The following is an 11,987-nucleotide window of genomic DNA, read 5'->3' on the forward strand; positions in this document are numbered from 1 at the left end:
ACGTAAGCACTATTAGGCTGTCTTTATTGGTGCGAGTCTAGGCGACCCCTGAGGTATCGCAGGATGTGCAATGACGCATCGGGCCGCGCAACTTTTTCGAGGCGAGATACGTATTTATTGGCATCAGTAAGTATTGAAATGGCTGCACTGGCGATGTCTCGGGGCTTGTCAGCGACTACTCCGAGCTTAAAGCGCTCGACGAGCTCTGCATTGCCTTCTTCTTGCCCTGGGATTACTTTATTGATGATCATTGGCTTCTTTGCGGCAATACACTCCATCACGGTCGACCCGCCAGCTTTAGTAATGACGAGTGCTGAGTTCTTGATGAGCTCGTAGAGTTTGTCCGTCCAGCCAATGAGTCGAAAATTTTCAGGTAGTATGAATGCGTCATCGCTGAGCGCGTCATGTAGATCTTCATCTCGACCGGTCACGAGTACAAACGTTACATCGCGAATAGGGGCTAGGGCCCGTACCAGACGCTTGACGTAACCAGCTCGTAATGACGAAGCGCTTATGGTAATGATTTGATCTGATTTTTTGATGTCCAGTTCTTTAAAAATACTTGTGTCGGCGGGGCGCGTGAAGGCTTCGTGTACTGGGTAGCCGAGCGGGAAGATTTTCTTGTTTGCAACGCCAAGCTTGTGGAGGCTCGCAGCAGTTGGCTCATTGGCGACGAGGTAAAAATCGCTATCTGGTTGAGTCCATGCGGTATGTACGGAGATTGAGTCGGTGATGAGCGTTGCAAATTCTACGTCAAAATATTCTTTTGTAATCGAATAGGCGATGTATTGCCAGATCGGATAGTTAGAAATGACCAGTGCTGGGTCATGATCGGCAATGAGGTTGACGAGGGCCTTGCGGCGGATAGGATAGTTGAGTGCATTGATAAGTCGAATCGGAAGATGGCTCTTGTCGGTAGAGGTGTAGATCCATTTATGTATGAGCGGGGTATGCTTGGCGTTGATCTCGTATATTCGTTTAGATGCAGTATTGAAGATACTACTTACTTCGTCACTAAAATCTACCACTTCAATTTTGAAGTTGAGCTCAGGGTGAGATTCTGCTGCAGACTTCAGGGCTCGCGCGGTTGCCATATGTCCCTGTCCGAAATTTGATGACAAGATCAAAATAGTATCAGGAGTGTGTTTTTTCATAATTGATTAAGTTAGCCTTCCCAAATATTCTACCTGGATGCGAGCGATTGGCCTAGTGTTGATCTAGAAATATATCTCAAAAAATGCTATTATAATGCTCTCGGGGCTGACTAGCTTCGACAGAGTGACCTTGAAAGATATACTGGCAAGCCGGGTTGAGATGAACGTTATCCGTCTCATTCCAACAAGTGAGAACTCTCTTGTTAGCCGCGTACGCTCAGTTTATGCTGACGCGTTCGCAGCACCAGCTTTTGCTTAATACGTAAAAGCCGCTGACAGCTCGACGCCAACTAGAGCTTGAAGTGCCATATTCTGTTGGTTGCGTGAGATGTGCGCCGACGTACGCAATTCACTAAGCCTTTATGCGCCGGGAAGGGGACGTGCTTTGGCTCGTTTTGAATCGTTCTTTTCTAAAAAAATCTCTAAGCGAGCTACGCTTGTAGATGGTATATTGATCACATTCTGGACGAGGGTGCGATTCCCTCCAGCTCCACCATACTTATTATGCTTAAAACCAGGTTACTACGCCTGGTTTTTTGTTTTCAGATTATGAAACTTATTAACAAATCTTTCGAGCCTATCATATTCCATTTCGGCTAAGAATTTACCATCGGTTCGGAAGTCTGAGCCTACAATAAAGTAGTCTGCTAGATCGAAGAATGTGCTGATGTTCTCTGAAGTCATACCAGAACCAATCAATACTGGTAGATTAGTCATACATTTCACCTTCTTTAGGTCGTCGGTATTAGGCTCAATACCTGTGAATTTACTGGTTACAATGACGCCATCAACCGAAAGGCTTGGCTCAAAAAAGGACAGCGTACAGTAGTTAAGGTTAACCGCAAGAAGCAAAGCCAAAGCTACATTGGTTTCCTGAACCAAAAGACGTTTGCCCGCCATCTCTACGAGATGCCTTGGCAAAACAGTGACGAGGTGCTCGTTGCAACACAGCAATTCCTAAAAGCATACCCACACAAGAAGATCTGTATTGTCTGGGACAATGCCCCATTCCACAAAAGCTTAAAGATACGAGAACAACTGAAGAATGGTGGATTACTTGAGCGAGTCCATCTCATTGCTATGCCACCTTATGCGCCAGATGAGAACCCTATTGAACATGTTTGGAATACTGCTAAGTAGTCCATTGCAAATATCTAGCACGAAACATTCGAATAAACAGAACAAGCGTTCAGCGACTTCGTCGCCTCACGCCAGTTTCAATACTTGTTTTGAGACATTTGGTTTTGGGATTGCTATATGTTGGGAAGACGCCCAAAATAAAAACCAGGTTAGAGGGTTGTGGGGACCGTTCTAACCTGGAATTTTTAGTTCTGTGTTTGTTTTTGAGTAATATATGTGTGCAGCAGCACAATTAGATAATACTGTTCTTCAATACCTTCTGTCAACAAAAAAGCTGTGGATAACCACAACTTTTTTAAAAAATATTTTCGATGATTTTCAAGTATGCTTAAGCATCTTGCGTTTGGCTGACAAAATCGCCGGCCACTGTGCCATTACCGCCGTACTCGCCATGTCGAGCCTGGGCATTATCGCGCGTTAGGCCAAGGTAAATTTCTTGGGCGTTTTTGACGTTCTCGGCCTTGCCGGCCCATGCCTGCATAGCTGGGTCCTGTACGGCCCGAGAGAATGAGAAGGTGATCGGCCATGGCTGTTCGCCACGAGCGCCCACTGCTTGAAGGTTGTTTCGAACCTGTTCAGGGGTCTGACCGCCCGAAAGGAAAACAATCCCAGCGAGTTCCTTTGGTACTGCTGCATGTAGTACTTCTAAGGTTGCTTGGGCAACTTCCTCGGGCTTTGATGGAGTATCAGTCTGCTTGCCAGCTAATACCATGCTTGTCTTCAGGATGGTGCCGGTGAGATCTACCCGATATGCTTGTAGCATAGCCATCAGGAGCCCGATCGCTGCCCGGGTAGCTTCCTTGGCTTCAGTAATAGTGTGAGAGCCCTCATAGAGTACCTCTGGCTCGACAATAGGCACGATACCCACAGTCTGACACATTGCTGCATAGCGGGCCATGGTATGCAGGTTGGCATGCAATGCGCCCTTTGAAGGAAGGTGAGCGGCTGCATCGACCTTAAAGGCAGCTCGCCACTTCGCGAAGCGAGCGCCGAGCGAGTAGTATTCTTTTAGTCGGTCGGCAAGACCGTCAAGGCCCTCGGTGATTGTCTCGTCTTTAAAATTATCGAGCGGGACGAGGCCCTTGTCGACTTTGATGCCCGGGATGATATTGTGCGACTCTAGGTATTTTGGAAATAACACCCCATCATCGGTCTGCTGACGAATGGTTTCGTCGTAGAAAATAACACCGGACAAATATTGCTCAATGCCGGGCGTTGTAATAAGTAGCTGTCTATACTGACGACGAGTCTCTTCATCGCAGGGGATGCCGAGTGCTTCAAAGCGCTTGGCTGCACTCTTTGTGCTTTCATCGGCTGCAAGTAGACCCTTATGAAGGGCTACGAGTGCACGAGCGATATCATTGAGTGATTCCTTCATACGTTCTCCTTAAGGTATGTCTACATGTATGATACCGGCTATGCTTTAGTAGCGTCAAATGCTTTATTGCACAATACATATGCTATAGCATGATTATTCAGCGCTTGAGCCGTGCCTTTGCCTCGAGAGAAGCATCGTTTTGCATGGCTTTAGCTCGTGCAGCTTGACGTTTGTCATAGCGCTTGCGACCGCGACCTATTGCGATCTCGAGCTTGACGAGTCCGCGGGTGACACCGATCGCAGTTGGGACGATGGCCATACCTTCGGCGCGCTTTGCTATTTGTAGGATATCTAATTCTTTGCGATTTAAGAGGAGTTTACGTGATTGAGTGGGCTCATAGTTTGCGAGCTGGGTGGCTAGGGTATAGCGACGTATATGGCAGTTCTCGAGGTAAGCTTCATTATTCCGGAGATGAATAAAGCTGCCTTTCAGGCTTACGTGGCCTTGCTTGATGCTCTTCACCTCGTGGCCGGCCAGCACTAAGCCGGCTTCAAATCTTTCGATGATTTCGTAGTCGTGTTTCGCGCGTCGGTTGAGAGCGATTACTTTCATGCTGACATTATACCTGATACGGGTTTGCTTTCATCTATACACACTCCTTATAATAAGAAAACAATGCAGGTGGATATACTGATGCAGGTGGGGGGAGTATTGTATGCAGCCTATCAGGCGGCAGGCTTTGGTGATCTTGAAGTAGACGAGGCTGTCGACTCATTGGAGTTCTGTGATATCTCGTATGGTGATTTTGCTAGCAATCTGGCTATGCGGCAAGCGAAATCACTCAAGATGGCACCTCGCGAGATAGCAGAGCGACTTACTTCCTATCTACAGGACCATCCAAACATCGATTCAGTTGAGGTGGCTGGCCCCGGGTTCTTAAATATTAGCCTCAGTAGCGAAGTATGGGCTCAGTTTATCGAGCAGCTCGACGGGGACTTCTTCCGGACTGAGCACGGCAAGGGTACGCGCGTGAATATTGAGTTTGTATCTGCTAATCCAACTGGACCATTGGTACTTGTGAATGCTTGGAACGGCTTCTACGGCGATGTGTTGGCGCGCCTCTACGAGAGTCAGGGGTATGAAGTGGTGCGCGAGTATTATTTGAATGATGGCGGTAATCAGATAGCTCAACTGGGCCGAGCTGTGCAACAGGCAACGGGCATGGAGTTTGCTGCTGAAGTCAGCGAGGAGTTGTATCGTGGTCCATATATCGATGAGCTGGCCGAGCGGATGGTTGGCATCTATGGTTCTGCAGATGCTGTACAAGCACTAAGTCCAGCAGAGCTTGGCGACCAGGCGCAAAAACTCATTTTTGCAGAATATATCCAGCCAACTCTCAAGCGGCTTGGTATTCCTTTTGACGAAGTGTATCCAGAATCGATTCTCAATAATACAGACACTATTCAGCGGCTTGAAGTGGCGGGGGCAGTCGTTCATAAGGATGGAGCTGTATGGTTTAGCGGTGAGAAAGCTGGGCTTGATAAAGATGAGGTGCTCGTACGATCTACCGATAATCAAGAAACCTATTTCCTCAAAGACATTTCGTATCAATATGGGAAGCTGGTTGAGCGGGGCTTTGATCGTGCGATTACGATCGTCGGGCCTGACCACCACGGCCAGGAGAAGCGGCTGGCTGCAGCACTTCAACTGCTTGGCGTACAGGGCTTTGTGCCACTTTGGACGCAAGCAGTGCGCCTGATCAAGGATGGGGAAGAATTTAAGATGAGCAAGCGTCGAGGGAACTTTATTCTACTCGACGAATTTCTCGATGTTGTACCAGTAGATACTGCACGCTTCTTCTTTGCCTTGCGTGATCCGAATACGCACTTTGATCTCGATCTCGATCTGGTATCTGCTCAGAACAAGCACAACCCCTTGTACTATGTGATGTACGCCTATGTGCGTATGGGGAGTGTATTGAAGAAGGCAAAGGATGACGGGGTGCTGATAGATGAAGCAGTTAGCTGCATTCCTAAGTCTGATTTGGATCGAGCACTCGTGCGTCAGTTGGTGGAGCTGCAGCGGCTGATTGGACGAGCAGTTCACACCCAACAGGTGCATTCCGTCTTGCACGCGCTGGTTGATTTCGCGGGGCTTTTTCATGACTGGTATGAGCGTAACCCCATATTGAAGGCTTCAGGCGATGAACGAGCTGTGAGACTCGTATTGATAGGTCATGTATATATTGCAATTCAGGGTATCCTTAAGCTAATTGGCGTGACACCTCAAGAACGGATGGAATAAATGCAGCAGCAGGAGGAGGAGAAGGTGTTTTCACCGCGTCTTAAGAAAGAGTTACAGCACCTTATTGATGGGCTTAACCCAGCGCAGCAGGAGGCGGTACTACACAGTACAGGCCCAGTACTTGTTATAGCTGGTGCGGGGACAGGAAAGACCAAGGTAATAACGAATCGCATTGCTTATCTCATTCAATCCGGCCAAGCACTCCCAGAAGAAATACTCGCTTTGACGTTTACTGACAAGGCAGCTCAAGAGATGCAGGATCGTGTCGACGAGTTGCTCCCATACGGTGTCGTTGAGACGAATATAATGACTTTTCACGCGCTCGGTGGAATGCTCTTGCGTGATTACGCTCTGGATTTGCAGATTAATCTCAAAGCTAGACTGGCGAGTCCCGTGCAGCAGCATATCTTGCTTCATGACACGCTCGAAAACATGGAGGAGCTACAGTACTTTCGTCCTGCCCACAATCCGACCATGTACACCGAAGCAATACTGAGGTACATTTCACGACTCAAGGATGAGGGCATTGGCCCCGAAGACTTGCGCGGCCAGATTGCTGACCTACCTGATGCTGCCAAGGATCTATTTGACCAAGTGAAATACCAAGAGCTTGCAGACGTATATGGGCACTACGAGCGGCGCAAGCTTGCTGAGGGTTTTCTCGACTTTGGTGATCAGCTCATGCTGCCGTATGTTTTGTTGTCAAAAAAACAACACATACTCGAGCAAATACAGAAACAGTACAAATTTATCCTGGTAGATGAGTTCCAGGATACCAATACGATACAAGCAAAACTTCTATATTTGTTGTCTAAAAAACATCAAAATCTTATGGTTGTTGGTGATGACGATCAGTCAATCTATCGTTTCCGCGGCGCTGAGCTCGACAACATACTGTCCTTTCATGATTTTTTCCCGAGTGCCAAGCAGATAGTGTTGATAGAGAATTATCGATCAACACAGCAAATCATCGATGCTAGTTATGAGCTTATCCAGCATAATAATCCGGCTCGGCTAGAGACCAAGCTACAAATTGATAAGCGCCTGCATGCTCAAAGTCAGGGCAGGGCAGTCGCCATTGAGGAGTTAGGCGACATTAGGTCTGAGGTTGATCGCGTAGTTCAGCTTGTCTTGGAGGGTGCGTCTCGCTACGGAGCCTCAAGCGTGGCTGTGTTGACTCGCAATAACCAGCAGGCAGAGACGATAATTCGGGCATTGCAGCAGAAGGCTGTGCCAGTCGCAACACAGATTGCTCGCAACTTACTTTTGCAACCCATAGTTCGACAGTGTATAGATTTTTTGTGTGTACTGCACGACGAAACTGATTCAGCTGCACTATATCGTTTCTTGTTGAGCCCACGGGTTGCTGCGGACGCGGAGGTCATCATATCCTTGTCTGCTGAAGCTAAGCGTGAACACAAAAGCTTAGCCCAAAGAATACGTGAGTGTGGATCCGAGGTGGCATATGTGTACGCACAGCTAGAACGTATTCAGGCCTATCGTCAGCGGGTACGAGAGATCTCAGTTGGTGAGCTACTTTATGAGTTTGTAACGAGCGATGGATACCTTGAGCGACTTATTGCGCGCGCCGAGGATGATGCACATAGTGCTCGTGACATTCAGAGTCTGGCACGATTCTTTAATTTGATATCAGAGCTAGAGGCTGTTGAGGGTATGCAGAGCTCTCACGATCTGTGGCTGCATATTCGGGAAATGTATGATCTAGAAGTTCTCACTGATCCAGATGAATCCGAGCAGATCGAAGGGGTGCATGTCCTTACCGCACACCGTTCTAAGGGGTTAGAGTTTGATCGGGTTGTGCTCTTTGATCTAGTTGAAGGCACCTTTCCTGCTACTCGCAAAGGAGAATCGTTGTATTTACCACAACAAATGTCTCTTGATAAGGGGGTGTCTATTGGGCAAGTACATCTGAGTGAAGAGCGACGATTGTTTTATGTTGCGGTGACACGTGCTAAACAGGAATTGTTTGTAACTTACTCGTGCAATCATGGAGGAAGGCGGCTTAAGAAGCCATCTCGTTTTCTGCTTGAGGCTTTTGGTTACGATATACAGCCAAAAGCGTCTCGCAAAGTAGAATTGAGTACAGCGATGATTCATCAGTTTGATGGTAGTGTAACGGAACCCGGTAAGCTCACATTTCCAGAGAAGGATGGCTGGCTGACTCTCACTCCAAATCAGATTAATGACTACCTGACTAACCCTCAATATTTTTACGTTCGCCACGTACTGCGATTCCCCGAAAAACAATCACATCGTATGGTGTACGGCACGTCAATTCACGCAGCTCTCGAGGTGTATCTTCGACAGCGTATGCAAGGTAAAAAAGTTAGCTTTGAAGAGTTACTTTTAGTATTGCGTGATAGCTGGAGCCACAATGGGTTTGTGTCGTTGCGACACGAGCAAGAGCGGATGCAGGCGGCTGAGGACACGCTTCGGAAAACATGGCAGTCGTTTGAAGCAACGGATCTGCAAATTGTCGATGTTGAGCGCGCGTTTCAGGTGGACTTTGAAGAATATAAAGTCAGGGTTCGGGGTCGCTATGACCTGATACTGCAGAATCAAAACGGCATAGAGATTCGCGACTTCAAGACGTCGTCAGTAAACGATCAGAAGGCGGCACAGAATCGTGTACGAGATTCTGTGCCAATGCAGATATACGCGTTGGCCTGGAGTATGGAGCAGCCAGAGAAGCCGCTCTCGTTGATTAGTTTACATTTTGTCGATTCGGGCATTGTTGCTACTCGAGATAAGCTCAATCATGTGAAGACTCGAGCTCGAATTCAAGAAGTGGCAGAAGGTATACGTGCTGCACACTATCCCAAAAAAGGGAACCTCACGAATCTTGAGATGGAGGGCATTGCATGAGGATAGTCGAGACCTACCGTGATCAAGAATGGCTTGAAAATCTTCTGGCCGATATCTGGTATGAGCACTTTTCGGACGTGCCCCAAGAGAATGAAGTGAGAATAATCTGGGGCAAGCGAGCTAAGCGTAGATTGGGCTCGATTTCGCTTGATCCGCATGATCGATTGACGAGTATTATTCGGGTTAACCGATTATTTCAGGACCTAGAAGTCCCCGAAATGGTTATACGGGCAACTATCTTTCATGAGATGACGCACTATGCGCATGGGTTTAATTCTCCATTGCAGCAAAAGCAGCGACATCCTCACAGCGGTGGAGTAATTCGCAAAGAATTTGCGGAGCGTGGACAAGAGAAGTTGTATCATCTACAACAAAAATGGCTTAAAACATCATGGCTCGACGTATTACGTAAGCACGGTATGATTCGTGATACGCTGTTTGTTCGCTACATGATTGATTAAATGGTAGACTAGATACATATGACTGAAGTGTTGGTAATAATTGGGGTTGCACTGCTGTGTGCGCTCGTGGGAATAAACCTTTGGGCGCTGCTACGGCCTCGATCAGGTGGGGATGGGCTGGATGAGCCTATGACATCCCTTTTAAAGCAAGATTTGCAGGGACTCCATCAGCTACTTTCGCAATCCCACGCCCAGCTGAATGAACGCATTGATCGCAATAACCAGACATTACAAGCGAATGTACACGCTCAAATGAGGCAGTCGTCAGAGATTATCAAAGACGTAACTGAGCGCCTCACTAAACTTGATGAAACTAATCGCCGCGTTGTAGACATTACATCAGAACTAAAAACTTTGCAGACTGTACTACAAAACCCGAAGCAGCGAGGTGTGCTCGGGGAGTATTATCTTGCGCAAGTCCTGGAAAATGTGCTGGCGCCGCAGCAATATAAACTTCAATATGCATTTAAGGACGGAGCGATTGTAGATGCCGTCATTCTGCTTGATAAAGGGAGAATTCTTCCTGTCGACTCAAAATTTAGTCTCGAGAATTACAATCGCCTCGTGGATAAAACCGTAGGTGTTGAGCGAGATCAGTTGGTTAAACAATTCAAGCAGGATCTGAAGGGGAGGATTGATGAGACTGCAAAATACATTCGTCCAAGCGAGGGGACGATGGACTTTGCATTTATGTTTATCCCGTCTGAAGCCATTTACTATGATCTACTCGTGAATCAAGTGGGCGCCACTCAGACAACTTCACGCGATCTGATCGAATACGCGTTTCGAGATAAGCACGTGATCATTGTTTCGCCGACGTCATTTATGGCCTACCTACAGACCGTGATGCAAGGACTGAGATCTCTGCAGATCGAGGAGCAGGCCCGGGAAATCCAAGAGAGAGTAGGTAAGCTTGGGCGCCATGTTTTGTCGTATGAAAGTTTCTTGCAAAAACTGGGTAATTCATTAGGGACAACGGTAAACCACTACAATAACGCTTACAAGGAATTCCGAAAAGTAGACACGGATGTTGCCAAGATTGCGCAGAAAACACCCACTGTAGACCCGCAGCTAGTTGATAAGCCTAGGTTAGATGATTAGACGAGCTATATGAAACGCATTTTATCTGGTATCAAACCGTCTGGAGACGCCCATCTTGGGAGCTATCTGGGGGCTATGAAGCAATGGCCAAAATATCAGGGGTCGAATCACGAAGTATTCTTCTTTATAGCTGACCTTCATGCCCTAAATGCTCGACAAGACCCGGAGTTACTCCGAAGTCGTAGTCTGGATCTTCTGGCATGGCTATTGGCTTTGGGTATTGATGCTGAGACTAACCCTATCTTTGTACAGTCGCAGGTATCGGCTCACGCTGAGCTTGGGTGGATCCTAAATAACTACACCACCATGGGCGAGCTTTCTCGTATGACGCAGTATAAGGATAAGGCTGCAAAATCTGGTGCTGCTGGTCAGCTTGTGGCTCTATTTGACTACCCTGTTTTGATGGCGGCTGATATCTTGCTATATGATGCAGATGAGGTGCCTGTGGGCGACGATCAGACTCAGCATGTTGAGCTGACAAGAGACATTGCAGAACGTATGAACAATCTGTATGGAGGCAATCTGTTTCGCATTCCTACGTTCTCAAAGCCGAATGCTGCGTCGCGCGTTATGATGCTCGATGATCCAACGAAGAAAATGAGTAAAAGTGAGGCGGGGGATGGATGCGTCTATTTGCTTGATACAGAAGAGTCGATAAGGCGTAAGGTGAGTCGGGCCGTAACAGATTCACTGGGCCATGTGTCGTATGATCTTGCGGCCCAGCCAGGCGTTAGTAATCTGTTGGGAATAGAGAGTGAGCTTACGGGTCTGAGTATTGAGGAAGTGCTCCATAAGTATTCAGGCAGTCAGTATGGCGTACTGAAGCAGGGTGTGGCAAATGCTATTTGTAACGCCCTATTGCCGCTTCAGGAGAAATACAGTGATTTACGAGCAAATGAACGGCTGCTACTGGGTGTAAGTGAAAAAGGTGCTGCTCGAGCTCGAGCGGTCGCCGATAAGAAGCTTGATCAGGTGAAGCGATCACTGGGATTGTTGTAAAAAATACTCGCATATCAACAGAGTAGAGTGTCTAAAATTAGTCAAAAATATTGACAAAGCATAAGTACTTTGCTATACTGTACACAAGTTAGTTCATTCAAAACAAAAACAAAAACAAGCTTTCCGCAAATTTCTTTTTATCGCTTGAACTCGTAAAAAGCGATGTTTTGTATACAGTAGGGCAACTCCGACCTGCAGACACCCCCCTTGTCTCGGGTCGGGTTTCCCCTACTGTTCGAGGGAAACCTCAGAAGGCACTCGCAAGAGAGCCACATACCACCCGCTGGATAGTAAGTATCCTCACAAAAGATGACTCCCCGTAGCGATCTTTTCATACAGGATCTACATCCGTACGGATGGTAGGGAAGCAGCGACAAAATACCCCACAACGTATCGTACCTTCAGTGGAGTATAGAGACGCGACCGTTTTTCTAGGTGTAAACTTAGAAAAGCCCCTCGGGGCAGCACGTGCCATATAGATTCGTATCTTTTTAGGGCAGATGTAGCTGCCCCGTAACCATTTATGTTTATTCACGCATACTAATATCGAACCCGCCGCAAGGCGGTTTTTTGTTTATGGACATGCGCGTGAGCGAATAGCATACTTAAGCATTAAAAGAATA

General features: G+C 47.3%; 10 protein-coding genes and 1 other RNA gene. 7 read left to right on the forward strand and 4 right to left on the reverse strand.

The features are described from left to right. Positions 1-23 precede the first annotated feature (23 nt). Positions 24-1,154, reverse strand: coding sequence for a glycosyltransferase (locus IT415_00610; GenBank protein ID MCC7543198.1), 1,131 nt, complete (start codon positions 1,152-1,154; stop codon positions 24-26). Between the two features lie 102 nt (positions 1,155-1,256). Here IT415_00610 and ssrA point away from each other — a divergent pair. Continuing rightward, positions 1,257-1,650, forward strand: a transfer-messenger RNA (tmRNA) gene (ssrA, locus tag IT415_00615). A 26-nt stretch (positions 1,651-1,676) separates the two neighbouring features. On the opposite strand, the gene IT415_00620 is transcribed toward ssrA, so the two are convergent. Further along, positions 1,677-2,054 (reverse strand): hypothetical protein, encoded by a 378-nt coding sequence (locus tag IT415_00620; protein ID MCC7543199.1) that lies wholly within the window; start codon positions 2,052-2,054, stop codon positions 1,677-1,679. Between IT415_00620 and IT415_00625 the strand changes: the two genes are divergently transcribed. Beyond that, positions 1,941-2,294, forward strand: coding sequence for a transposase (locus tag IT415_00625; GenBank protein ID MCC7543200.1), 354 nt, complete (start codon positions 1,941-1,943; stop codon positions 2,292-2,294). The two genes, IT415_00620 and IT415_00625, sit on opposite strands and share 114 nt — an antisense overlap. A 328-nt stretch (positions 2,295-2,622) precedes the next feature. Here IT415_00625 and IT415_00630 read toward each other — a convergent pair whose 3' ends face one another. Next, the gene (locus IT415_00630; GenBank protein MCC7543201.1) at positions 2,623-3,672 is read right to left on the reverse strand and encodes a fructose-bisphosphate aldolase class I; all 1,050 of its coding nucleotides are present in this window, start codon (positions 3,670-3,672) and stop codon (positions 2,623-2,625) included. 97 nt (positions 3,673-3,769) lie between these two features. After that, positions 3,770-4,225: an SsrA-binding protein SmpB gene (gene smpB, locus IT415_00635; protein MCC7543202.1), complete on the reverse strand. Its 456-nt coding sequence runs from the start codon at positions 4,223-4,225 to the stop codon at positions 3,770-3,772. A gap of 63 nt (positions 4,226-4,288) precedes the next feature. On the opposite strand from smpB, the gene IT415_00640 reads away from it, so the two are divergent. Genes IT415_00640 through trpS form a run of 5 tightly spaced genes read left to right on the forward strand, consistent with a single transcriptional unit; the run spans position 4,289 to position 11,364 of the window. After that, entirely contained in the window at positions 4,289-5,917 is a 1,629-nt protein-coding gene (locus tag IT415_00640) for an arginine--tRNA ligase (GenBank protein MCC7543203.1), read from the forward strand. After that, positions 5,918-8,803, forward strand: a complete 2,886-nt coding sequence (locus IT415_00645; protein MCC7543204.1) for an ATP-dependent helicase — start codon at positions 5,918-5,920, stop codon at positions 8,801-8,803. It abuts the gene before it with no gap. Further along, complete coding sequence (locus IT415_00650) at positions 8,800-9,264, forward strand: hypothetical protein (GenBank protein ID MCC7543205.1); 465 nt, start codon at positions 8,800-8,802, stop codon at positions 9,262-9,264. The genes IT415_00645 and IT415_00650 overlap by 4 nt, the downstream gene beginning before the upstream one ends. A gap of 18 nt (positions 9,265-9,282) precedes the next feature. Continuing rightward, on the forward strand, positions 9,283-10,365 hold the full coding sequence (locus IT415_00655; GenBank protein ID MCC7543206.1) for a DNA recombination protein RmuC: 1,083 nt from the start codon (positions 9,283-9,285) through the stop codon (positions 10,363-10,365). 9 nt (positions 10,366-10,374) lie between these two features. Next, positions 10,375-11,364, forward strand: a complete 990-nt coding sequence (gene trpS / locus IT415_00660; protein ID MCC7543207.1) for a tryptophan--tRNA ligase — start codon at positions 10,375-10,377, stop codon at positions 11,362-11,364. Positions 11,365-11,987 lie beyond the last annotated feature (623 nt).

The organism is bacterium (assembly GCA_020854115.1).
GTDB lineage: Bacteria > Patescibacteriota > Saccharimonadia > CAILAD01.